Below are 22,505 nucleotides of genomic sequence, written 5' to 3' on the forward strand. Positions count from 1 at the left end.
TGAAACGCCGTAGCGCCGATGGTAGTGTGGGGTCTCCCCATGTGAGAGTAGGGAACTGCCAGGCATCAATTAAGAAGAACCCCGTACCGAAAGGTACGGGGTTTTTTGCTTTTGGATCTTCTCTTAATTATCCTTTCACCTGATCGCTTATCCTGCTAATGGAATGTGTGATCTTCATCGCAATTTCTATTATAACAAAATTATAACATTTCATTTACGAGGCGAGCGAGTCTTTCTGGACTCAACACGCCGCTGTTTATGGCAGGAGCATAATCACAATGACAGAAAGCATTGCATCAAACGGGACGCTGGCCAACAGTGATACCCGCAGAAGGGTATGGGCAATCGTCAGTGCCTCTTCAGGGAACTTGGTTGAATGGTTCGACTTTTACGTCTACTCATTCTGTTCGCTTTATTTCGCACATATCTTCTTTCCTTCGGGAAACACCACAACGCAGTTGCTACAAACGGCAGGGGTATTCGCTGCAGGATTCTTGATGCGACCCATCGGGGGCTGGCTGTTTGGCCGCATAGCGGATCGCCGTGGCCGAAAGGCATCCATGCTGATTTCAGTTTGTATGATGTGTTTTGGTTCTCTGGTGATCGCCTGCTTGCCAGGATACGAAACGATTGGTACATGGGCACCAGCGCTACTATTGCTGGCTCGCTTATTCCAGGGGCTATCTGTCGGCGGCGAATACGGTACCAGCGCGACGTACATGAGTGAGATTGCACTGGAAGGCCGTAAAGGTTTTTACGCCTCATTCCAGTACGTCACGCTAATTGGTGGTCAGCTGTTGGCCATCCTTGTCGTGGTGATCCTGCAGCAGATTTTGACGGATGAACAGCTTCACACCTGGGGATGGCGAATTCCTTTCGCCATGGGCGCTGTACTGGCTATCGTCGCACTTTGGCTGCGTCGTCAGTTAGATGAAACCTCTCAGAAGGAAGTCAGAACGCTGAAGGAGGCGGGAACATTCAAAGGGTTATGGCGTAACCGCAAAGCTTTCCTGATGGTGCTGGGCTTTACTGCGGGCGGCTCTCTCAGTTTTTACACTTTCACCACTTATATGCAGAAGTATCTGGTGAACACTACAGGTATGCATGCGAATGTCGCCAGCGTTGTCATGACGGTGGCTTTATTTGTCTTTATGCTCATACAACCGCTCATCGGAGCGCTCTCGGATAAGATGGGTCGACGTACATCGATGCTTATTTTTGGCGGCTTATCTGCATTATGTACCGTCCCCATTTTGACTGCGCTTCAGCATGTTTCCTCACCGTATGCGGCATTTGCGCTGGTGATGGTGGCGATGGTGATCGTCAGTTTCTATACCTCGATCAGCGGCATACTCAAGGCGGAAATGTTCCCGGCTCAGGTTCGTGCGCTGGGGGTTGGGCTTTCGTATGCAGTGGCGAATGCGATTTTTGGCGGGTCTGCGGAATACGTTGCCCTGTCGCTTAAATCATGGGGCAGTGAAACAACGTTTTTCTGGTATGTCACGGTAATGGGGGCTCTGGCTTTCATCGTGTCCCTGATGCTGCACCGCAAGGGCAAAGGCATTCGACTTTAATAATGCGCCATCTGCCACACGGCATAGCCGGTCGTTGCGCCGGCAACATCCCAGGCAAAATCTTTCCAGCTCCAGCCGCTCCCTGCGGGGCGGCTGTCCCAAAGCTCTTTTGATGCTCCCAGGCCTACTGAAAACATAAGGCCGATTGCCGCACTCCGATCCCTGCTGTATCCCTGATGTTGCGCATACTCATTACCGGCAGCGGACAACATGGCAGAAGCGATAAAGTGTTGGGCTTTATCCTGACCCGACCAGCTGTCGTTAGCCATGTGGCTACATCCTGTCAGGCACAGGAGAGCGAATAAGAGAGGGATGCGCATTAACGAACTCCATAAAAAAGCCCTGCTAATGACAGGGCCTGAACATTACAGAATACGGCTGATAAGGCGATCTATCCGGATCCGACGTAAACGACGAATAAGCTTACGGACTTTCACAGGATAATCGGCAATGCTCTGCAGATCGCGGTAATGGCGAACGACGGTGGTATGAGTACGAATCAATTCCAGCTCGCGCTCGCGTTTCGCGGCTAATTCATGCTGCGGATCGTGGATCAAAATGGCATTTTCCAGATCCAGGCGCCAGGCGCGTGGATTCAGATTATTGCCTGTCAGCAGCATCCACTCATCGTCGACCCACATGCCTTTCAGATGGTAACTGTTGTCTTCATCTTTCCAGAGACGCACAACCAGCTGGTCAGTGTTGACGTAATACTGTAAGCGGCTCAGGAAACGGCGAAGGTTAATCTCATAGAGATAAGGCAGTGCACCAATGATTTTGAACGGCTGATCTTCGGGAATGAAGAAGTCGTTTGCCGTTTTATCACCCACGATGATTTCCACTTTTTTACCCTCACGCAGCAGCTGAATGATATTACGCACCAGCACGGCAGGAAGGTTAAAGTACGGTGTGCAGATGGTCAGTTTCTGCTCCGCACACGGCATCAAATGGAAAATGGTCTTGTTCAGCAGGCTCGATTTGCCTAAACCGACTAATGGCGTAACGGAAAGCTCTTCGTTATTGGCATCGCCCTGAAAATGATACACCGCATCGCGCAGCTCCTGACGGAAAGAGCGAACATCATTTTTGATTTCGGGGCTTTTAGGTCGATGAGGATCGTCGAGACGGTTCACGCCACGGCCATGGACCAGGTGTCTGTCAACCCAATTAAACATGATATCCGCCATCTGCGCATTACGAATCAGATGGTAGCGGTCATATCGATATTTATCGAGCTGATGGAGGTAAACGTCATTCAGACTCGCGCCGCTGTAGAGGACGCAATCATCGATAATAAAGCCTTTGAAATGCAGAACGCCGAGTGCTTCACGGGTATTGACCGGTACACCATAAACCGGCACATCAACGCCAGGGTTCTCCTGCGCCGTGCGGCAATACCAGTCAGCATTCGTGTTAGACGCCGCTGCACCAATACGGCCGCGCTGTGCACGGTGCCAGTCAACCAGAACGCGAACATCCAGCTCCGGACGTTGACGCTTAGCTTCATAGAGCGCGTTCAGGATCGCGCGCCCGCCTTCATCTTGTTCAAGATACAGCGCCACAATACAAATACGTCGCGTAGCGCTGGCGATCTTTTCCAGGAGCGTCTCCCGAAAATGAGCGGGAGCGTAAAAGAACTCTACATCATCAACTGACTGAGAAATCTTCGGTAGTTGAGCAAGGTGTTGTTGATGTTTATTACGCTTGAATTTTGACAACATCACAGTGCGTTTCTTCTCTGTTCATTGAAGGGTTGTCTGTAGCATGCAAACAACATAAGCGGACAATGATACCCCAGTGCTATCAAAAGTGGGTAACATTTCCAGTAGGTTACTCTTGTTTATCTGCTGATGTCAGGGGGAGTGACAAGGCCACAATCCCTTCGTCCAGCTGAATATCCACGTCAAAACCCAGTTTGCGCGCCAGAGTGACCATACCGCGATTGTTGGGCATAGTAATGCCATTCAGGCGTAGCAATCCGTGATCTCGCGTATAACTGATGAGTTTTTCCAGCAGCCGTCTCCCCAGGCCCAGGCCTTTTAGATCAGAGCGTACCAGTACGGCAAACTCCGCATCGATATTATCCGGATCCGAAATAGCACGGGTCACGCCGAGGATCTCATCACTCTGCCCGGAACGCCGTACGGCCACAAACGCCATTTCTCGATCGTAGTCGATCTGCGTCATATTGGCTAAATCATCATGAGTGAATTCATTGATCTCGCTAAAGTAGCGGTAGTAAAGATCTTCTTTGGTCACCTGAGAAATGAATGTGCGCAGCTGCGGCTCATCTTCCGGCAGAATAGGGCGGAAGAGCGCGCGTTCGCCGTTTTTCATCTCCACCCATTCTTCGAGGTGTAAGGGATAAGGGCGGATCGCCAGACGGCTCTCCCTGTCTCCTGTGAATGGCGCAATATCCAGCGTGACATCCAACGCGATAAACTCATTGCCGGAGGCGAGCAGGGGATGAATATCCAACCGCTGAATCTCCGCACAATCCACTATCAGGTTAGACACCTGCACCAGGAACTGGCTTAATCCGGCAATATCAAGCGGGCGCAGGGCGCTCCGGCCACGGATTTTTTTGCTCTTTATCGCCTGTATTATCAGATAGCGTGCCAGATTCATATTCAACGGCGGTAATGCTACCACCGCCTGCTCTTCAGGTCGCCAGTCAACGCCGCCTTCACCCAGCATAATCAGCGGCCCAAAGACCGGATCGTGTTCAATCACCACGCGGAGCTCCTGGGCGCCTGCTCGGTTAGCCATGCTTTGCACAAGAAGGCCATGGATCCGGGCCTGCGGCCAGGCCATTTTGACGCGGTCGAAAATGGCATCTGCTGCTTGCTGCACTTCCACTGCCGTGCGTAAGTACAACATTACGCCCTGAACATCCGACTTATGTGGGATATCCGGCGAGCGAAGCTTCAGGGCAACCGGGTAGCCAATTTGCTCAGCGATATGGACGGCCTCCGCGCTGTCGCTGGCGATCCATGTCGGCAGCGTTTGCATGCCGTAACTGCCGAGAACGGGCTGTACCTCATGCGTGTCGAGCGAGGTCGCCCCCTCTTCGATAGCCTGCTGCAGCAGTCGGTGGACGTCGACGGCATTCGCAGTCAGGTTACCCGGTAAGGCCGGGGTTTCACGCAGTTGCTTCTGGTTACGACGGTATTCCACCATGTGCATAAATGCGGTGATAGTCCCTTCTGGTGTGCGATACGTCGGCAACCCGGATTCACTGAAAAGCCGTCGTGCCTCCTGAGAGGAAAATTCACCGCACCAGTTGGTGAGCACGGTAACGTATTTGCCGCGCGGATGATTACGCACAGCGTCAATGAGCGCTCGCGCGCTTTCAGTACCAGGCGCAACCGCACTGGGCGAGTGGATGATCATGAGCGCGTCGAAATCCTGGCTGTCCAGCAAAATAGAAATAGCCTTTATATAGCGCTCGCTGCTGGCATCATCGCGTAAATCCAGCGGGTTGCCTGGAGCGACGCTAACGGGTAATGCCTCACGCAGACGTTGCAGCGTCTCTTCGCCGAGCGTAGCCAGCTTACCGTTGCGTAGCCAAAGCTCATCCAGTGCCAGCGCTGCAGGTGCCGCGCCATTGCTGACAATCATTAGCTTTTCGCCGCGTAACGGACGCATATGGCTCAGCGTCTCAACGGCGGAAAAAAGCTCGTGCGTATCCTGCACCCGAAGTAAACCGGCACGCTGGATCGCGGCATCCCACGCGGGATCCATACCTGAATGCGAATTCAGCAAACGCTGCGCCTCCGGGCTACGTCCACTTTTGATGACCAGGATCGGTTTATTGCGCGATGCGCTACGCGAAGCTGACACAAAGCGACGGGCATCGCTTAAGTGCTCAAGGTAGAGAAGAATCGCGCTGGTTTTACTGTCTCTGGCCAGGAAATCCAGCAGCTCATCTACGTCGATATCGAGGCTATCACCCAGAGCGATGAAGTAGGAGAATCCCATCTCACGCTGCTGCGCCCAGTCGAGAATGGTGTTCGATACGGCTGCCGACTGCGAAATAAAGGCGAGTTTGCCTTTGCGGATTGGCACCGGGGAGAAGCTGGCATTCAGTCCTTGCCATGGTGCGAGCAGTCCCAGACTGTTTGGCCCCAGAATACGCATCTGAAAGCGACCGGCACAGGCCAGGAGTTCTCGCTGCTGTTCAGGAGGTGAGGAGAGAATAATGCAGGTTTTACACCCTTTTTGGCCAAGCGACTCCAGTAAGTCCAGATTCCGTTGCGCATGCGTACAGATGATAGCGAGGTCGGGAACGAAGGGCAGGCTCTGAACATCTGGCCACGCAAGTACCCCCTGAACGGCCTTATAAGCAGGGGTGACGGGCATGACAGGGCCATTAAATCCGCCAGCCAGCAGGTTACGCATCATCAGGTAACCCGCACGATCCGGTTTCATGGAGGCGCCAATAACGGCAATGGATTTAGGTCGTAGTAGCGCTTCTAACCCTCGCTGGCTCATGCAACTCTCCTGTGAATGCAAGCGGCCTGATGATTTTAAACGCTTTCTGCCTCGGCTGCTGTGACGCTGCCCTTATGAACGGTTTTTCCTGCAAGGTAACGCTCGCGGAAACAGGAAAAATGGCTGCCTAACGCGCTGGCGGCCTGGGTATCTCCGGCCAGATCCAGTAGCGCAATTGCCACTTCCGCCGTGCAATATTGCCCGTCAGCATGGGCTTCACGCAGGCGATAGGCCGAGACGCGAGACAAATCGACTGAAATCACCGGTAAAGCATCCAGATAGGGGCTTTTGCGGAACATTTTTCGCGCTTCGGTCCAGGTGCCGTCCAGCATAATAAACAGCGGCGGCTTACCGGATGGCGGCGCAGAAAGAACCTGGCGCTGTTCTCCCGCGTAGGAGGCCGGGAAAACCACCATTGGCTGATAGTCGGGGTTTGTGACTAAATCGAGCAGTGCCTGAGGGGGGTCTGTACGAGACCATTGAAACGCGGCGGTATTCGGCAAAATATCGGCGATAAGACGCCCCGTATTGCTGGGCTTCATCGGCTCGGTATCGAACATGACGAGACAAAAACGGCTTTCCGCCGTACTCGGGGTAAGCGTCTCGCAGAGGCAAACCTTCAGCGGCAGCAGGCAGCGCTGACAGCGCCGGATACGGTTGCCGCGGGCAAGGAACGGGCGCGTGGCGCGCGCAAGGCGTTCGGCGCGTAATTGGAGAACAGCGTTATCAGTCATGGGCGAAATGCAGGAAAAACCCTATTTTCGCAGAGGCGAGTACGGGGCACAAGATGTGCCCCACGAATGTTACAGCGACTCGTTTAACCAGCTTTCAAATGGCGCTTTCGGAACTGCGCCGTTGAGCATGTCGATCACTTCACCATTTTTGAAAATCATAATGGTCGGGATGCTGCGAATACGAAAACGTGCGCTCAGTTCGCGCTCGGCTTCGGTGTTCACCTTAACGAACCGCATTTTTCCGCTACGCTCTTCGGCCACGTCTTCGAAGATCGGTGCAAAGCTGCGGCAGGGGCCGCACCACGGTGCCCAGAAATCGACCACCACAGGAAGATCGTCCTTGAGGAGTTTGTCCAGCGTAGCACCCGTCGCGTTAATGACATCGCCATCAAACAATTCATGGCCACAACGTCCGCATTTCGCACCATCTTCCATCCGATCGTCCGGAATGCGGTTAAGAGCCTGACAGTTGGCACATACGGTATTCATAACTAACCTCTGATAGAGCCGTGGGACAGCGGCAGAACGCCGATAATGTTTCTAATATGTTACATATTATCAATGAGCCTGTTTGAAACAACAATGCGTTTTATTCAATGAGAACAATAGTCACAGGCTTTTGTACGAAATTATGGCTATGCGCTGGCACATCGGGTAATCTGCGCGCTTCGCGCAGCGCTGGTGGAGAAAAGCATGAACGACGAAATGAAAAATAAAAGCGGCAAGGTCAAAGTGATGTATGTCCGCAGTGATGATGACTCTGATAAACGCACCCAAAATCCGCGTACCGGAAAAGGTGGCGGGCGTCCGGCGTCTTCTCGTGCAGACGGTGGCCGTCGCCCCGCCCGCGATGACAGAAACAACCGCGGTGATGACCGCAAACGTGATGACCGCAAGCGTGACGATCGCAAACGCGATGACCGTCCGCGGGATGACTTCTCACGTGATAACGCCTCCCCGTGGCGCACCGTTTCTCGCGCCCCTGGCGATGAGGCGCCAGAAAAAGCCGATCACGGCGGTATCAGCGGTAAGAGCTTTATCGACCCGGAAGTGCTGCGCCGTCAGCGTGCGGAAGAGACCCGCGTGTACGGCGAGAATGCCTGTCAGGCCCTGTTCCAGAGCCGTCCTGAGTGTATCGTCCGCGCCTGGTTTATCCAGAGCGTGACTCCGCGCTTCAAAGAAGCGCTGCGCTGGATGGCCGCGAACCGCAAAGCCTACCACGTTGTGGATGATGCCGAGCTGACCAAAGCGTCCGGTACCGAACACCACGGCGGCGTCTGCTTCCTGATCAAAAAACGTAACGGCACCACCGTTCAGCAGTGGGTCAGCCAGGCGGATGCCGATGACTGCGTGCTGGCGCTGGAAGACGTGGGCAACCCGCACAACCTGGGTGCGATGATGCGCAGCTGCGCGCACTTTGGCGTGAAAGGCGTACTGCTGCAGGATGCCGCGCTGCTGGAATCCGGCGCCGCGATCCGTACTGCGGAAGGCGGAGCCGAGCACGTACAGCCGATCACCGGCGACAGCGTGCTGGATGCCCTTGAGCAGTTCCGTAAAGCGGGCTATTCCATCGTGACCACCTCGAGCCACGCCGGTACGCCGCTGTTTAAAGCGACGCTGCCACGTAAGATGGTGTTGGTGTTAGGTCAGGAACGCGATGGTCTGTCTGATGCAGCGCTCTCCAGTGCGGATCTGAGCGTCTCTATCGACGGAACAGGCAACGTGGAAAGTCTGAACGTTTCCGTTGCAACCGGCGTGCTGCTGGCCGAGTGGTGGCGTCAGAATAAGGCATAAGCCTCTTCATGTGCCGGGCCTGACCCGGCACATTCAAACCCTACTCGCTCTCTGCCGGTAACACAGGCATCCAGTCAATGGGCGTTTCGCCACGTTTTTCCAGCCATTCATTCGCCAGAACAAAATGATTACTGCCAAAGAAACCGCGATGGGCAGACAGCGGTGACGGGTGCGGTGCTTTCAACACGTGATGACGCTGGCGATCGATAATCGCTCCTTTCTTCTGCGCATGCGATCCCCAGAGTAAAAACACCACTCCTTCACGATGCTCGTTGATCAGGCTGATGACTTTATCGGTGAACGTCTCCCAGCCCAGGCTGGCGTGCGAGTGCGCCTGGCCCGCCCTTACGGTGAGTACCGTGTTCAATAACAGCACGCCCTGGCGCGCCCAGCTTTCCAGGTAGCCGTGGTTTGGCCGGGTAAACCCGGGCACGGTTCCCTCAAGCTCTTTATACATGTTGAGCAGAGAAGGGGGGATCGCCACGCCCGGACGGACGGAAAACGCCAGTCCATGCGCCTGTCCCGGGCCGTGATAGGGATCCTGGCCCAGAATAACCACTTTCACATCGCTCAGTTCGGTATAGCGAAAGGCGTTGAACACATCTTTCTGCGGCGGGTAAATCGTCTGTCCGGACTGGCGCTCAGCCGCAACGGTGCTGAGCGTATTGATAAAATAAGGCTGCTGCTTTTCTTCTGCCAGCACGTCATGCCAGGTTAAAGGTGTTGTCATCTCGCTCTCCTGCGAATCTCAATCTGTGACTAGCTTACCTGTTTAACCCCGGTGATCAAAATGACACGCTGAAATGTGCGCTAAGTGGCTAAATTTATTTTGAAAAGATGCAGGGCAAGTTGAATTGGTAAGGCTGTTAAATTGATCTAAAACAATAAATTCAAACCACACTCTTTATGTGGTTGGTGTTTTTGTTGATTTAAATCAATAAATCACCGGGGTGTGAATGATATATATACACACAAGAAACAATGGTTTTACCAATTGGCCGCGTGAGGCCGACATCAGTTAATGTAGCCTAGGGAGGCAACACATGATTACAGGTATCCAGATTACTAAAGCTGCAAATGACGATCTGCTCAACTCTTTCTGGCTGCTGGACAGCGAGAAAAACGAAGCGCGCTGCGTCGTGGCGAAAGCGGGTTTTGCTGAAGATGAAATCGTGCCGGTGAGCAAACTGGGCGAAATCGAATACCGTGAAATCCCAATGGAAGTGAAACCAGAAGTGCGCGTGGAAGGTGGTCAGCACCTGAACGTAAACGTACTGCGCCGCGAAACGCTGATGGACGCGGTTGAACACCCAGAAAAATACCCACAGCTGACTATCCGCGTGTCCGGCTATGCGGTTCGCTTTAACTCACTGACTCCAGAACAGCAGCGCGACGTTATCGCCCGTACCTTTACTGAAAGCCTGTAAGGGTTTCAGTCACGGGGGTGGAATAAAAAAGCCGGGAAATTTCCCGGCTTTTTTTTACTCTTCAGTTTTCGTCTGTGGCGCGGCAGAGCTTGGCTTACGGCGCTTACCAATATTTTTGGTATCGCGGTGGCGCTGCTTCACGCGCGGCTTCTCTTTTTCTTTCTCTTTTCTCTCAGCACGTTTCGCGAGCGCTTTCTTGGACGGTTTACCCGTCATCTTTTCACTCGGCGCACGTGTGGTCGGGCGCAAGCCGTCAATAACGCGCGCTTTCAGCGGCTCGTCAACATAGCGGCCAATTTTCTGCAGCAGCAGGTAGTCATGCGCTTCGACCAGTGAAATCGCAATCCCTTTGCGGCCCGCGCGGCCGGTACGGCCAATACGGTGCAGATAGGTATCGCCGCTGCGCGGCATGTCGAAGTTAATGACGTGGCTGACGTCAGGGATGTCGATCCCGCGAGCGGCAACGTCTGTTGCAACCAGCACGTTAACGCGACCGTCGGTCAGGCGCTTAATGCCTTCAGTTCGCTTGATCTGCGCCATCTCGCCTTCAAGATAGCAGTTGTTGATCCCGGCGTTACGCAGCATTTCTGCCAGCTCGTGCACGCGCTCGCGCTTGCGCACAAACACGATGGTGCGCAGCGCATCTTCCTGCTTCAGCAGGTGTTTGAGCAATTCGACCTTGTGCTCGAGGTTGTCCGCGCGGTAGTACCACTGGTGGATCTTCTTGCGCTCACGGGTGGACGGGGTCGCCGACACTTCCACCGGATCTTCCAGCAGACGTTCCGCGAAGTCTTTGATCGCTTCCCCTTCCAGGGTGGCAGAGAACAGCATCGTCTGGTTACGCCAGCGCGTTTCACCCGCAATGTGTTCGATATCCTGCGCGAAGCCCATGTCCAGCATGCGGTCGGCTTCGTCGAGGATCAGCGTTTCAACCGCGCGGCAGTCGAAGTTCTCTTCTTTAATGTACTGCAGCAGGCGGCCCGTCGTCGCAACGACGATGTCCTGGTTTTCGCTGAACACTTCGGCGTGGTTCATATACGCCACGCCGCCGGTGATGGTAGCGATATCCAGATGGGTATTTGCCGCGAGTTCACGCGCGTGATCGGCCACCTGCATGGCCAGTTCGCGCGTAGGCGTCAGGATTAAAATACGCGGCGGGCCAGATTTTTTACGTGGAAAGTCGAGCAGATGCTGCAACACAGGCAGCAAATAGGCTGCTGTCTTCCCCGTGCCGGTTGGCGCAGAACCGAGCACATCGCGGCCCTCAAGCGCAGGCGGAATGGCCGCTGCCTGAATGGCGGTCGGGCGTGTAAAGCCTTTGCTCTCAAGTGCATTGAGCAGGCTTTCATCGAGTTCAAGTTCGGAAAAAGTCGTTACAGTCATGTTCTACCTCTGTGTGGGGCGCTGATTATAGACGTTACGGCTGTAATCTTCATCTGTTTGTATGGATATCGCTTTTCGGCCACTTCGCTTTCCCCTATGCTACTCCAGTTTCACTTAGAAGGTTGCCCTGACATGTCTCAACTCAAAGCGCAGCTGCGCCGCGATGGTTTTACGTTTAAGCAGTTTTTTGTGGCGCACGATCGCTGTGCGATGAAAGTCGGTACAGACGGTATTTTACTGGGCGCGTGGGCGCCTGTCGCAGGTGTTAAGCGTATTCTTGATATCGGTACCGGCAGCGGTCTGGTGGCGTTAATGCTGGCGCAGCGCACGGAAGAGCATGTCACCATTGATGCCGTCGAATTGGATGCGCAGGCCGCAGGGCAGGCGAGTGACAATATGGCCGAATCTCCCTGGGCAGCCCGAATGAAGGTGGAATGCGCAGATGTGTTGGCCTGGGCACCTGAACAAACCGCGCGTTACGATCTGATCGTCAGTAACCCTCCCTACTACGAGCCCGGCGTTGAGTGCGGGACACCCGAGCGTGAACAGGCGCGTTATACCGGCTCCCTCGATCATAAAGCGCTGCTCACCAGTGCGGCGGAACTCATCTCCGAAGAAGGTTTTTTCTGTGTGGTCCTGCCTGAGAGTACCGGCAACACGTTCATCGGTATCGCGCAGGAGATCGGCTGGACGTTACGTCTGCGTACCGATATTTCGGATACGGAAGGACGACTGCCGCACCGCGTGCTGCTGGCGCTCTCGCCAAAAGAGGGGGAATGCTTTAATGACCGAATGGTGATCCGTGGGCCAGACCAGCGTTATTCCGAAGATTACACTGCTCTGACCCAGGCGTTTTATCTGTTTATGTAAACCTGCGGGGCGAGGATCGACGGGCCGGATTCAGCAAGCTGATCCGGGTAGTCCAGCGTATAGTGCAGTCCACGGCTCTCTTTACGCATCATCGCGCAGCGAACGATCAGCTCGGCAACCTGCACCAGATTGCGAAGCTCCAGCAGATTATTGGATACGCGGAAATTGGCATAATACTCATCAATTTCCTGCTGCAGCATGGTGATGCGGCGCAAGGCGCGCTCCAGGCGTTTCGTGGTCCGCACAATCCCCACGTAGTCCCACATAAACAGCCGTAGCTCATGCCAGTTATGCTGGATCACAACCAGCTCGTCCGGATTATCCACGCGGCTTTCATCCCAGGCAGGCAGATGCTCTGTTTCACGGGCATAAGGCATGCGCTTCGCGATGTCTTCCGCTGCTGACCAGCCGTACACCAGGCACTCAAGCAGCGAGTTAGAGGCCATACGGTTCGCGCCGTGTAGTCCGGTATAGCTGACCTCACCGATAGCATACAGACCATCGACATCGGTACGCCCATGATCGTCAACCATGACCCCACCGCAGGTATAGTGGGCCGCTGGCACAATGGGCACCGGATCGCGCGTTAAATCGATGCCAAGATTGAGCAGCTTTTCGTAGATCATCGGGAAATGCTGACGAATGAACGCTGCTGGCTTATGGCTGATATCGAGATACATGCAGTCCACGCCAAGACGCTTCATTTCATGATCGATGGCGCGGGCAACGATATCGCGCGGGGCCAGTTCACCCCGGGCGTCAAAGTCCGGCATAAAGCGGGAGCCGTCAGGGCGTTTCAGATAAGCACCTTCACCGCGCAGGGCTTCCGTCAGCAGGAAGTTGCGCGCCTGAGGGTGGAACAGGGCGGTTGGGTGAAACTGATTAAACTCGAGGTTCGCCACCCGGCAGCCGGCGCGCCAGGCCATCGCGATGCCGTCTCCGGAGGCAATGTCGGGGTTAGTCGTGTACTGATACACCTTAGAGGCACCGCCCGTGGCCAGCACCACAGCCTTCGCCTGGCAAGTTTCTACCTTCTCTTTATTGCGGTTCCAGACCCAGGCGCCCACCACGCGACGCGTGCCCGGCAGGCCAATCTTGTCGGAGATAATCAGGTCGACGGCGTTACTTCGTTCAAGCACCCGAATATTAGGATGGCTCAGCGCCTTGCTGACCAGCGTGGTCTCCACTTCTTTACCGGTGGCATCCGCTGCGTGCAGGATGCGGCGGTGGCTATGGCCGCCTTCGCGCGTCAGGTGGTAGCTCTCTTCACCGTTAGGCTGGACGTGGGTATCAAACAGCACCCCCTGATCGATAAGCCACTGTACGCAGTGTCGGGCGTTGCTGGCGACAAACTCTGCGGCATGTTCATCCACAATCCCCGCCCCGGCGATGAGGGTGTCTTCAACGTGTGAGGCAATGCTGTCCGTTTCGTCAAACACGGCCGCAATTCCGCCTTGCGCATAGAAAGTTGAACCCTCGCTCATCGGGCCTTTACTCAAGACGATCACGTTCTGATGCTCAGCAAGACGCAGCGCAAGGGAGAGACCGGCAGCGCCGCTGCCGATGATCAGTACATCACAATGGAGTTCAGGTGTTGTGTTCATGATGTTTGTTTAATTTACTAAACAGTGTTTGGCCAGAATAGCATCTGGCTGAGAGGTTCCGCACGTTTTTTTTGTATGTTGTTATGGTGACTAAACGTAAAGTCAGAGCTAAACAAGAGGTAAATGAACGAAAATATTTTGCGAAGCAGATCGTTAGCTTCAGATTTTGTGGTGAAATAAAGCCGGTGTTGCGTTACTCTTCTGACGATAAAGTTGATGATTCTTGTCAGAAAGTGGGTGCGTATCGTGATCAGACTTATAATGAGAGAAAATGATCGGTCTGCGGCGCGATGAACAAAAACAAAAGCGTGACGGAACTTATTGAAGAATAGACGCTCTAAGCCAGTGCTTGCTCAAAGTACAAAGCTGTTAGAGTGGCGTTTCGATAGCGCGTGGAATTTAGGTTTGGGGAGACATTACCTCGGATGAGCGAGCAGTTAGCGGACCAGGTCCTGGTTGAACGGGTCCAAAAGGGAGATCAGAAAGCCTTTAACCTACTGGTAGTTCGCTACCAGCATAAGGTGGCGAGTCTGGTTTCTCGCTATGTACCCTCGGGAGACGTTCCTGATGTGGTACAAGAGTCTTTTATTAAGGCCTATCGTGCGCTGGATTCATTCCGGGGAGATAGTGCTTTTTATACCTGGCTGTATCGCATTGCCGTGAATACAGCAAAAAATTATCTTGTCGCTCAGGGTCGTCGTCCTCCTTCAAGTGATGTGGACGCAATCGACGCCGAAAACTTCGAAAGTGGCGGCGCGTTGAAAGAAATTTCGAACCCTGAGAACTTAATGTTGTCAGAAGAACTGAGACAAATCGTTTTTCGCACGATCGAGTCGCTCCCGGAAGATTTACGCATGGCAATTACGTTACGGGAGTTGGATGGCCTAAGCTATGAAGAGATAGCAGCCATCATGGATTGTCCGGTCGGCACGGTTCGTTCACGAATTTTCCGTGCGCGAGAAGCCATTGATAATAAAGTTCAACCGCTTATCAGGCGTTGACGATAGCGGGATACTGGAAAAGGTATTAGGCATGCAGAAAGAACAACTTTCCGCTTTAATGGATGGTGAAACGCTGGATAGTGAGCTGCTCAATGAGTTGTCTCATTCTCCCGAAATGCAAGAGACCTGGGAGAGCTATCATCTCATCCGTGACACCCTACGTGGTGATACCGGCGAGGTTCTCCATTTCGATATCTCGGCTCGCGTCATGGCGGCCATTGAGAACGAGCCAGTACATCAGACCACTCCGCTGATTCCTGAAGCTCAGCCCGCGCCTCACCAGTGGCAGAAAATGCCGTTCTGGCAAAAGGTGCGTCCGTGGGCCAGCCAGCTTACCCAAATGGGCGTGGCTGCTTGCGTATCGCTTGCAGTTATCGTTGGCGTCCAGCACTATAATACTCAGTCTGAAGTCAATCAGCAGCCTGAAGCGCCAGTGTTTAATACACTGCCGATGATGGGCAAAGCCAGCCCGGTTAGCCTGGGCGTACCGGCAGATGCTTCCGCAAGCGGCGGTCAGCAACAGCAGGTACAAGAGCAGCGCCGTCGCATCAATGCGATGTTGCAGGATTATGAGTTGCAGCGTCGTCTGCACTCCGAACAGCTTCAGTTTGAGCAGGCACAAACCCAGCAGGCTGCTGTGCAAGTGCCCGGAAACCAAACTTTAGGAACGCAATCGCAGTAATGAAGCAACTTTGGTTCGCCATGTCTCTGATGACAGGTAGCCTGTTCTTCTCTGCCAACGCCTCGGCTGATGTTTCATCCGGGGCGTTGTTGCAGCAAATGAATCTGGCCAGCCAGTCACTCAATTACGAGTTGGCATTTATCAGCATTAATAAGCAGGGCGTCGAATCGTTACGCTACCGCCATGCCCGTCTTGATAACCAGCCGCTCGCCCAGCTTTTACAGATGGATGGTCCACGTCGGGAAGTGGTTCAGCATGGCAATGAAATCAGCTACTTTGAACCTGGCCTGGAACCTTTCACTCTGAATGGCGACTATATCGTTGATTCCTTGCCATCGCTTATCTATACCGATTTCAAGCGTCTTGCGCCTTTCTACGATTTTATCGCGGTCGGCAAAACCCGCATCGCAGACAGACTCTGTGAGGTTATCCGCGTTGTTGCCAGAGACGGTACGCGTTACAGCTACATCGTCTGGGTTGACGCAGAAACCAAGCTGCCAATGCGCGTTGACCTGCTCGACCGTGACGGTGAAACGCTGGAACAGTTCCGCGTTATCTCCTTCAGCGTGAATAATCAGGTGGGCAACAGCATGCAGAATCTGGCCAAAGCCAGCCTGCCGCCGCTGCTTTCGGTTCCTGCCGGTGATTCTGTGAACTTTAACTGGGTTCCTTCCTGGATCCCGCAAGGATTTAGTGAAGTCTCCAGTAGCCGTCGCCAGTTGCCGACCATTGAAACGCCGGTCGAATCACGCCTTTATTCAGATGGGTTGTTCAGCTTCTCGGTGAATATCAACCGTGCAACGGCAAACAGTTCTGAACAAATGCTTCGTACCGGGCGCCGTACGGTGAGTACCACGGTACGTGATAACGCCGAGATCACCATCGTCGGGGAATTGCCGCCGCAAACGGCGAAGCGCATTTCCGACAGCATTAAATTCAGGGCTGCGCAATGATTAAAGAGTGGGCTACGGTCGTATCGTGGCAGGATGGCGTTGCGCTGGTAAGCTGTGATGTAAAAGCTTCATGCAACAGCTGCGCGTCCAGAGCAGGTTGTGGCAGCCGCGTGCTCAACAAGCTGGGGCCGCAGACGTCGCATACGATCGCCGTCCCGAGCGAACAGCCGCTGGTGGCAGGGCAGAAGGTGGAGCTGGGCATTGCAGAGGGCAGTCTGCTGACCTCCGCGATGCTGGTTTATCTCTCCCCACTGGTTGGTTTGTTTGCGATGGGCGGTATTTTCCAGATGTTGTTTGGCACCGATGTGGCTGCCATGTGTGGTGCTGCACTGGGGGGCGTAGGTGGATTTTGGCTTGCCAAAGGCCTGTCGCCAAAGCTCGCTGCACGTGAAGAGTGGCAACCCGTTATCCTCAATGTTGCGCTTGCACCTGACCAGCTTCGTGTCGAGACGCTCTCTTCTGAAGCCCGGTGATCCACCGGGCTTTATCATTATTTACATCTCAAAAAAGAAAACGCCGTTTCTTCGCGCTATGCTTGGCTCTAAGTGCATTTCCAGGTTGCGGGGATGTAGTGTAGAATGCTGCGTTTTCGCACTGAAAAACGTCAGGCTAAGAACAGCGGCCTCCAGGAATTCGTAAGGCATAATTATTTAACTATATGAAGAACATACGTAACTTTTCGATCATTGCTCACATTGACCACGGTAAGTCGACGCTGTCTGACCGTATTATCCAGATTTGCGGTGGCCTGTCTGATCGTGAAATGGCAGCCCAGGTACTGGACTCCATGGACCTGGAACGCGAACGCGGTATCACCATTAAAGCGCAGAGCGTGACGCTCGACTATAAAGCGACGGACGGTGAAACCTACCAGCTGAACTTTATCGACACCCCAGGCCACGTTGACTTCTCCTATGAAGTTTCACGCTCGCTGGCGGCCTGTGAAGGCGCGCTGCTGGTGGTCGATGCCGGGCAGGGCGTGGAAGCCCAGACCCTGGCGAACTGCTACACCGCGATGGAAATGGATCTCGAGGTTGTGCCGGTTCTGAACAAAATTGACCTGCCTGCCGCCGATCCTGAGCGCGTGGCGGAAGAAATTGAAGACATCGTCGGCATTGATGCGACCGACGCGGTTCGCTGCTCGGCGAAAACCGGCGTCGGTGTTCCCGACGTGCTGGAGCGTCTGGTGCGCGATATTCCGCCACCGGAAGGTGACCCGGAAGCGCCGCTGCAGGCGCTGATCATCGACTCCTGGTTCGATAACTACCTTGGCGTTGTTTCGCTGGTGCGTATCAAAAACGGCACCATGCGTAAAGGCGACAAAATTAAGGTGATGAGTACCGGTCAGGTCTACAACGCCGACCGTCTGGGTATCTTCACGCCAAAACAGGTTGACCGTACCGAGCTGAAATGCGGCGAGGTAGGCTGGCTGGTATGTGCCATCAAAGACATCCTCGGTGCGCCAGTGGGCGATACCCTGACCGGTGCGCGTAACCCGGCGGACAAAGCGCTGCCCGGCTTTAAAAAGGTGAAGCCGCAGGTTTACGCGGGCTTGTTCCCGGTTAGCTCTGACGACTACGAAAACTTCCGTGATGCGCTCGGTAAGCTGAGCCTGAACGATGCCTCCCTGTTCTACGAGCCAGAAAGCTCAACGGCGCTGGGCTTCGGCTTCCGCTGCGGCTTCCTCGGCCTGCTGCACATGGAGATCATTCAGGAACGCCTGGAGCGTGAATACGATCTGGATCTGATCACTACAGCGCCGACCGTAGTGTATGAAGTGGAAACCACCTCGAAAGAAGTGATCTACGTCGACAGCCCGTCCAAGCTGCCGCCGCTGAACAATATTCACGAGCTGCGTGAGCCTATTGCCGAGTGTCACATGCTGCTGCCGCAGGAGTTCCTGGGCAACGTCATCACGCTGTGTATTGAGAAGCGTGGCGTGCAGACCAACATGGTTTACCACGGTAACCAGGTGGCGCTGACCTACGAAATCCCGATGGCGGAAGTGGTACTCGACTTCTTCGACCGTCTGAAGTCCACCTCCCGTGGCTATGCGTCGCTGGATTACAACTTCAAGCGCTTCCAGGCCTCCAACATGGTGCGTGTGGACGTGCTGATCAACGGCGAGCGCGTCGATGCGCTGGCGCTGATCACCCACAACGACAATGCGCCATACCGCGGTCGCGAGCTGGTTGAGAAGATGAAAGATCTGATCCCGCGTCAGCAGTTTGACATCGCGATTCAGGCGGCCATTGGCAACCACATTATCGCGCGTTCAACCGTGAAACAGCTGCGTAAAAACGTTCTGGCGAAATGCTACGGCGGTGACGTCAGCCGTAAGAAAAAGCTGCTGCAGAAGCAGAAAGAAGGTAAGAAGCGTATGAAGCAGGTCGGTAACGTCGAGCTGCCGCAGGAAGCATTCCTTGCCATCCTTCATGTTGGCAAAGACGGCAAATAACCCTAAGGAGTTGGCATGGCGAACATGTTTGCCCTGATCCTGGTCATCGCTACCCTGGTGACAGGTCTGCTGTGGTGTCTGGATAAGTTTATCTTCGCCCCAAAACGTCGTGAACGTCAGGCTGCCGCACAGGCAGCCACGGGCGATGGGATTGACGCGAAAACCCTGAAGAAAGTCGGCCCGAAACCGGGCTGGCTGGAAACGGGTGCATCGGTATTTCCGGTGCTGGCGATTGTGCTGGTGGTGCGTTCGTTCATTTACGAGCCGTTCCAGATCCCATCAGGTTCAATGATGCCAACGTTGCTGATTGGTGATTTTATTCTGGTAGAGAAGTTTGCCTACGGCATTAAAGATCCGATCTACCAGAAAACGCTGATCGAAACCGGTCATCCGAAACGTGGCGACATCGTGGTGTTCAAATATCCGGAAGATCCGCGCCTGGACTACATCAAGCGCGCGGTAGGTCTGCCGGGTGACAAAGTGACCTACGATCCGGTTGCGAAAGAAGTCACCGTTCAGCCTGGCTGCAGTTCCGGTACCGCTTGTGAAAACGCGCTGCCTATCACCTACTCAAACGTTGAGCCAAGTGATTTTGTGCAGACCTTTGCCCGTCATAACGGCGGCGAAGCGACCAGCGGATTCTTCCGGGTACCGAAAGGCGAGACCAAAGAGAACGGTATCCGCCTGGTTGAGCGTAAAGAGACGCTGGGTGATGTCACCCATCGTATCCTGACGGTTCCAATCGCGCAGGATCAAGTGGGTATGTATTACCAGCAGCCGGGACAGCAGCTTGCCAGCTGGATCGTACCACCGGGTCATTACTTCATGATGGGCGATAACCGCGATAACTCTGCCGATAGCCGCTACTGGGGCTTTGTGCCGGAAGCGAATCTGGTGGGTAAAGCGACCGCGATCTGGATGAGTTTTGAGAAGCAGGAAGGCGAATGGCCGACCGGGGTACGCCTGAATCGTATTGGCGGGATCCATTAATTCTCAATAAAAGAGCACGTAGCCGCACTATTTCGCGGCTACGTGAATTATTTCCACGATAAATCTCTTCGAACTAACGACATCCCCTGTCGTTGTGTATAGAATATTCCCCCGAAGTTTAAGGTTGGCCCTGCAAGGGAGCCACGGCACACGAAACCGCGTTGGTTTTCTCAGGTCGGTTTCGTGTGCTGCATTTTTGACGCATTCATTTATTGGTATCGCATGAACCCCATCGTAATTAATCGGCTTCAACGGAAGCTGGGCTACACTTTTCATCATCAGGAGTTGTTGCAACAGGCATTAACCCACCGCAGTGCCAGCAGCAAACATAATGAGCGCCTCGAGTTTTTAGGTGACTCTATTTTAAGTTTCGTGATTGCGAATGCGCTTTATCATCGTTTCCCGCGCGTGGACGAGGGTGATATGAGCCGCATGCGTGCCACGCTGGTTCGGGGTAATACCCTTGCGGAAATCGCGCGTGAATTTGAACTGGGCGAATGTTTGCGTCTTGGGCCGGGTGAACTGAAAAGCGGCGGCTTCCGTCGTGAATCTATTCTTGCCGATACGGTCGAAGCATTAATTGGTGGTGTGTTCCTGGACAGCGATATCCAGACCGTTGAAAAGCTGATCCTGAACTGGTATCAGACCCGTCTGGACGAAATCAGCCCGGGCGATAAACAAAAAGATCCGAAAACGCGTCTGCAGGAATATTTGCAGGGTCGTCATCTGCCGCTGCCATCCTATCTGGTGGTGCAGGTACGTGGCGAAGCGCACGATCAGGAATTTACCATCCATTGCCAGGTCAGTGGCCTGAGTGAACCGGTGGTGGGCACAGGTTCAAGCCGTCGTAAGGCTGAACAGGCTGCCGCCGAACAGGCGTTAAAAATGCTGGAGCTGGAATGAGCGAAGAAAAGACCTATTGCGGATTTATTGCCATCGTCGGCCGCCCGAACGTCGGCAAATCCACCCTGCTGAATAATCTGCTTGGGCAGAAGATTTCCATCACCTCGCGTAAGGCGCAGACCACGCGTCACCGCATCGTCGGTATCCATACTGAAGGCGCGTATCAGGCGATCTACGTCGATACCCCGGGCCTGCACATGGAAGAGAAGCGTGCCATCAACCGCCTGATGAACAAGGCGGCGAGCAGCTCGATTGGCGACGTAGAGCTGGTGATTTTCGTTGTGGAAGGCACCCGCTGGACGCCGGACGACGAGATGGTGCTGAACAAGCTGCGCGACGGTAAAACGCCGGTCATCCTCGCCGTCAACAAAGTTGATAACGTGCAGGAAAAGGCCGACCTGCTGCCGCATCTGCAGTGGCTCGGTAGCCAGATGAACTTCCTCGACATCGTTCCGCTGTCTGCTGAGACCGGCCTGAACGTGGATACCATCGCGGGCATCGTGCGTAAGCATCTGCCGGAAGCGATTCATCACTTCCCGGAAGACTACATCACCGATCGCTCTCAGCGCTTTATGGCGTCTGAAATTATCCGTGAAAAGCTGATGCGTTTCCTGGGTGCTGAACTGCCGTACTCTGTGACGGTGGAGATCGAGCGTTTCCAGAGCAACGAGCGTGGCGGCTACGACATCAACGGCCTGATCCTCGTTGAGCGTGAAGGGCAGAAAAAGATGGTGATCGGCAACAAAGGGGCCAAGATCAAAACCATCGGTATCGAAGCCCGTAAGGACATGATGGAGATGTTCGAAGCGCCGGTTCACCTCGAACTGTGGGTGAAAGTGAAATCTGGCTGGGCCGATGATGAGCGTGCTCTGCGCAGCCTCGGTTACGGCGAAGACCAGTAACGCAAGACGACGAGCATATGGATGGATGGCAGCGCGCTTTCGTCCTGCACAGTCGCCCCTGGAGCGAAACCAGTCTTATGCTGGACGTCTTCACGGAAGAGTCGGGTCGCGTGCGCCTGGTTGCGAAAGGCGCACGTTCCAAACGTTCTAATCTGAAAGGCGCCCTACAGCCTTTCACGCCGCTGCTGGTTCGCTTTGGTGGGCGAGGGGAAGTCAAAACCCTGCGCAGCGCCGAAGCCGTCTCCCTGGCGCTACCTCTTTCCGGCATCTCGCTCTACAGCGGTCTGTATGTCAATGAACTCATTTCACGCGTTCTTGAACATGAGACTCGCTTCTCTGAACTTTTCTTTGATTATCTGCACTGTATCCAGACGCTGGCTGGCGCAACCGGCACGCCCGAGCCTGCGCTGCGCCGCTTCGAACTGGCGCTGCTGGGCCATCTCGGGTACGGAGTCGATTTTCTGCACTGTGCGGGCAGCGGGGACGAGGTAGAAGACACCATGACATACCGCTACCGCGAAGAAAAAGGCTTCATTGCCAGCATCGTTATCGACAACAGCACCTTTACCGGGCGCCAGCTCCGGGCGCTGTATGAGCGCGAGTTTCCCGATCGGGACACCCTGCGCGCAGCAAAACGCTTTACCCGGATTGCCCTCAAGCCGTATCTTGGCGGCAAGCCCTTAAAGAGCCGCGAATTATTCAGGCAGTTTGTACCGAAACGTTAGACCACAGAATC

General features: G+C 54.4%; 23 protein-coding genes. 14 read left to right on the top strand and 9 right to left on the bottom strand.

Annotated elements, in window-relative coordinates:
* Positions 1-278: 278 nt before the first annotated feature.
* Positions 279-1,574 carry an MFS transporter gene (locus KK102_RS08445; protein ID WP_029485167.1) on the top strand — a complete coding sequence of 432 codons (1,296 nt, stop codon included), beginning with the start codon at positions 279-281 and terminating at the stop codon, positions 1,572-1,574.
* Here KK102_RS08445 and KK102_RS08450 read toward each other — a convergent pair.
* The 6 genes from KK102_RS08450 to trxC all read right to left on the bottom strand — a co-directional run bounded on the left by KK102_RS08450 (position 1,571) and on the right by trxC (position 7,291).
* Positions 1,571-1,894, bottom strand: a complete 324-nt coding sequence (locus tag KK102_RS08450; RefSeq protein WP_126546396.1) for a YfiM family lipoprotein — start codon at positions 1,892-1,894, stop codon at positions 1,571-1,573. The genes KK102_RS08445 and KK102_RS08450 overlap by 4 nt on opposite strands.
* A 45-nt stretch (positions 1,895-1,939) precedes the next feature.
* Positions 1,940-3,292 (bottom strand): CDP-diacylglycerol--serine O-phosphatidyltransferase, encoded by a 1,353-nt coding sequence (pssA, locus tag KK102_RS08455; RefSeq protein ID WP_235843767.1) that lies wholly within the window; start codon positions 3,290-3,292, stop codon positions 1,940-1,942.
* Positions 3,273-3,320, bottom strand: coding sequence for a hypothetical protein (locus KK102_RS08460; protein WP_214594211.1), 48 nt, complete (start codon positions 3,318-3,320; stop codon positions 3,273-3,275). Before KK102_RS08460 ends, pssA begins: the two co-directional genes overlap by 20 nt.
* Before the next feature lie 84 nt (positions 3,321-3,404).
* On the bottom strand, positions 3,405-6,068 hold the full coding sequence (locus KK102_RS08465) for a bifunctional acetate--CoA ligase family protein/GNAT family N-acetyltransferase (RefSeq protein WP_216357370.1): 2,664 nt from the start codon (positions 6,066-6,068) through the stop codon (positions 3,405-3,407).
* Positions 6,069-6,103: 35 nt separating this feature from the next.
* A complete protein-coding gene (tapT, locus tag KK102_RS08470; RefSeq protein WP_126546398.1) occupies positions 6,104-6,802 on the bottom strand; it encodes a tRNA-uridine aminocarboxypropyltransferase in 699 nt (232 codons plus the stop codon).
* Between the two features lie 69 nt (positions 6,803-6,871).
* Positions 6,872-7,291 carry a thioredoxin TrxC gene (trxC, locus tag KK102_RS08475; RefSeq protein WP_089598419.1) on the bottom strand — a complete coding sequence of 140 codons (420 nt, stop codon included), beginning with the start codon at positions 7,289-7,291 and terminating at the stop codon, positions 6,872-6,874.
* Between the two features lie 204 nt (positions 7,292-7,495).
* Here trxC and KK102_RS08480 point away from each other — a divergent pair, with 204 nt between their 5' ends.
* Positions 7,496-8,596, top strand: coding sequence for a tRNA/rRNA methyltransferase (locus KK102_RS08480; protein ID WP_126546399.1), 1,101 nt, complete (start codon positions 7,496-7,498; stop codon positions 8,594-8,596).
* A 40-nt stretch (positions 8,597-8,636) separates the two neighbouring features.
* On the opposite strand, the gene ung is transcribed toward KK102_RS08480, so the two are convergent.
* Complete coding sequence (ung, locus tag KK102_RS08485) at positions 8,637-9,326, bottom strand: uracil-DNA glycosylase (RefSeq protein ID WP_023333064.1); 690 nt, start codon at positions 9,324-9,326, stop codon at positions 8,637-8,639.
* Between the two features lie 313 nt (positions 9,327-9,639).
* Here ung and grcA point away from each other — a divergent pair, with 313 nt between their 5' ends.
* Positions 9,640-10,023: an autonomous glycyl radical cofactor GrcA gene (gene grcA, locus KK102_RS08490; RefSeq protein WP_008502190.1), complete on the top strand. Its 384-nt coding sequence runs from the start codon at positions 9,640-9,642 to the stop codon at positions 10,021-10,023.
* Between the two features lie 54 nt (positions 10,024-10,077).
* On the opposite strand, the gene srmB is transcribed toward grcA, so the two are convergent.
* Positions 10,078-11,406, bottom strand: coding sequence for an ATP-dependent RNA helicase SrmB (srmB, locus tag KK102_RS08495; protein ID WP_126546400.1), 1,329 nt, complete (start codon positions 11,404-11,406; stop codon positions 10,078-10,080).
* 132 nt (positions 11,407-11,538) lie between these two features.
* On the opposite strand from srmB, the gene trmN reads away from it, so the two are divergent.
* A complete protein-coding gene (gene trmN, locus KK102_RS08500; protein ID WP_126546401.1) occupies positions 11,539-12,276 on the top strand; it encodes a tRNA(1)(Val) (adenine(37)-N(6))-methyltransferase TrmN in 738 nt (245 codons plus the stop codon).
* Here trmN and nadB read toward each other — a convergent pair.
* Complete coding sequence (gene nadB / locus KK102_RS08505; protein WP_126546402.1) at positions 12,261-13,880, bottom strand: L-aspartate oxidase; 1,620 nt, start codon at positions 13,878-13,880, stop codon at positions 12,261-12,263. The two genes, trmN and nadB, sit on opposite strands and share 16 nt — an antisense overlap.
* A 345-nt stretch (positions 13,881-14,225) precedes the next feature.
* Here nadB and rseD point away from each other — a divergent pair, with 345 nt between their 5' ends.
* The 10 genes from rseD to recO all read left to right on the top strand — a co-directional run bounded on the left by rseD (position 14,226) and on the right by recO (position 22,494).
* Positions 14,226-14,309: a rpoE leader peptide RseD gene (rseD, locus tag KK102_RS08510; RefSeq protein ID WP_235843769.1), complete on the top strand. Its 84-nt coding sequence runs from the start codon at positions 14,226-14,228 to the stop codon at positions 14,307-14,309.
* Entirely contained in the window at positions 14,306-14,881 is a 576-nt protein-coding gene (rpoE, locus tag KK102_RS08515) for an RNA polymerase sigma factor RpoE (protein ID WP_126546403.1), read from the top strand. Before rseD ends, rpoE begins: the two co-directional genes overlap by 4 nt.
* A 31-nt stretch (positions 14,882-14,912) precedes the next feature.
* Positions 14,913-15,563, top strand: a complete 651-nt coding sequence (rseA, locus tag KK102_RS08520) for an anti-sigma-E factor RseA (RefSeq protein WP_126546404.1) — start codon at positions 14,913-14,915, stop codon at positions 15,561-15,563.
* The gene (gene rseB / locus KK102_RS08525; RefSeq protein ID WP_216357371.1) at positions 15,563-16,516 is read left to right on the top strand and encodes a sigma-E factor regulatory protein RseB; all 954 of its coding nucleotides are present in this window, start codon (positions 15,563-15,565) and stop codon (positions 16,514-16,516) included. The genes rseA and rseB overlap by 1 nt, the downstream gene beginning before the upstream one ends.
* A complete protein-coding gene (gene rseC, locus KK102_RS08530; RefSeq protein ID WP_126546406.1) occupies positions 16,513-16,989 on the top strand; it encodes a SoxR-reducing system protein RseC in 477 nt (158 codons plus the stop codon). Before rseB ends, rseC begins: the two co-directional genes overlap by 4 nt.
* Positions 16,990-17,174: 185 nt before the next feature.
* A complete protein-coding gene (gene lepA, locus KK102_RS08535) occupies positions 17,175-18,974 on the top strand; it encodes a translation elongation factor 4 (RefSeq protein WP_126546407.1) in 1,800 nt (599 codons plus the stop codon).
* 15 nt (positions 18,975-18,989) lie between these two features.
* Positions 18,990-19,964 (top strand): signal peptidase I, encoded by a 975-nt coding sequence (gene lepB, locus KK102_RS08540; protein ID WP_126546408.1) that lies wholly within the window; start codon positions 18,990-18,992, stop codon positions 19,962-19,964.
* A gap of 222 nt (positions 19,965-20,186) precedes the next feature.
* Positions 20,187-20,867 carry a ribonuclease III gene (gene rnc / locus KK102_RS08545; protein WP_003860711.1) on the top strand — a complete coding sequence of 227 codons (681 nt, stop codon included), beginning with the start codon at positions 20,187-20,189 and terminating at the stop codon, positions 20,865-20,867.
* Positions 20,864-21,769 carry a GTPase Era gene (gene era / locus KK102_RS08550; protein WP_111965125.1) on the top strand — a complete coding sequence of 302 codons (906 nt, stop codon included), beginning with the start codon at positions 20,864-20,866 and terminating at the stop codon, positions 21,767-21,769. Before rnc ends, era begins: the two co-directional genes overlap by 4 nt.
* A gap of 17 nt (positions 21,770-21,786) precedes the next feature.
* Positions 21,787-22,494, top strand: coding sequence for a DNA repair protein RecO (gene recO / locus KK102_RS08555; RefSeq protein WP_216357372.1), 708 nt, complete (start codon positions 21,787-21,789; stop codon positions 22,492-22,494).
* The last annotated feature ends 11 nt before the right edge of the window (positions 22,495-22,505 follow it).

Source organism: Enterobacter quasimori, assembly GCF_018597345.1.
In the GTDB taxonomy this organism is placed as follows: domain Bacteria; phylum Pseudomonadota; class Gammaproteobacteria; order Enterobacterales; family Enterobacteriaceae; genus Enterobacter; species Enterobacter mori.

Coding starts and splice junctions, on each gene's coding strand:
- KK102_RS08465 (WP_216357370.1), bottom strand. CDS start 6,068: ATGAGCCAGCGAGGGTTAGAAGCGCTACTACGACCTAAATCCATTGCC.
- srmB (WP_126546400.1), bottom strand. CDS start 11,406: ATGACTGTAACGACTTTTTCCGAACTTGAACTCGATGAAAGCCTGCTC.
- trmN (WP_126546401.1), top strand. CDS start 11,539: ATGTCTCAACTCAAAGCGCAGCTGCGCCGCGATGGTTTTACGTTTAAG.
- era (WP_111965125.1), top strand. CDS start 20,864: ATGAGCGAAGAAAAGACCTATTGCGGATTTATTGCCATCGTCGGCCGC.
- KK102_RS08480 (WP_126546399.1), top strand. CDS start 7,496: ATGAACGACGAAATGAAAAATAAAAGCGGCAAGGTCAAAGTGATGTAT.
- rseB (WP_216357371.1), top strand. CDS start 15,563: ATGAAGCAACTTTGGTTCGCCATGTCTCTGATGACAGGTAGCCTGTTC.
- nadB (WP_126546402.1), bottom strand. CDS start 13,880: ATGAACACAACACCTGAACTCCATTGTGATGTACTGATCATCGGCAGC.
- KK102_RS08450 (WP_126546396.1), bottom strand. CDS start 1,894: ATGCGCATCCCTCTCTTATTCGCTCTCCTGTGCCTGACAGGATGTAGC.
- lepA (WP_126546407.1), top strand. CDS start 17,175: ATGAAGAACATACGTAACTTTTCGATCATTGCTCACATTGACCACGGT.
- recO (WP_216357372.1), top strand. CDS start 21,787: ATGGATGGATGGCAGCGCGCTTTCGTCCTGCACAGTCGCCCCTGGAGC.
- tapT (WP_126546398.1), bottom strand. CDS start 6,802: ATGACTGATAACGCTGTTCTCCAATTACGCGCCGAACGCCTTGCGCGC.
- trxC (WP_089598419.1), bottom strand. CDS start 7,291: ATGAATACCGTATGTGCCAACTGTCAGGCTCTTAACCGCATTCCGGAC.
- lepB (WP_126546408.1), top strand. CDS start 18,990: ATGGCGAACATGTTTGCCCTGATCCTGGTCATCGCTACCCTGGTGACA.
- ung (WP_023333064.1), bottom strand. CDS start 9,326: ATGACAACACCTTTAACCTGGCATGACGTGCTGGCAGAAGAAAAGCAG.
- rseC (WP_126546406.1), top strand. CDS start 16,513: ATGATTAAAGAGTGGGCTACGGTCGTATCGTGGCAGGATGGCGTTGCG.
- rnc (WP_003860711.1), top strand. CDS start 20,187: ATGAACCCCATCGTAATTAATCGGCTTCAACGGAAGCTGGGCTACACT.
- grcA (WP_008502190.1), top strand. CDS start 9,640: ATGATTACAGGTATCCAGATTACTAAAGCTGCAAATGACGATCTGCTC.
- rseA (WP_126546404.1), top strand. CDS start 14,913: ATGCAGAAAGAACAACTTTCCGCTTTAATGGATGGTGAAACGCTGGAT.
- rpoE (WP_126546403.1), top strand. CDS start 14,306: ATGAGCGAGCAGTTAGCGGACCAGGTCCTGGTTGAACGGGTCCAAAAG.
- KK102_RS08445 (WP_029485167.1), top strand. CDS start 279: ATGACAGAAAGCATTGCATCAAACGGGACGCTGGCCAACAGTGATACC.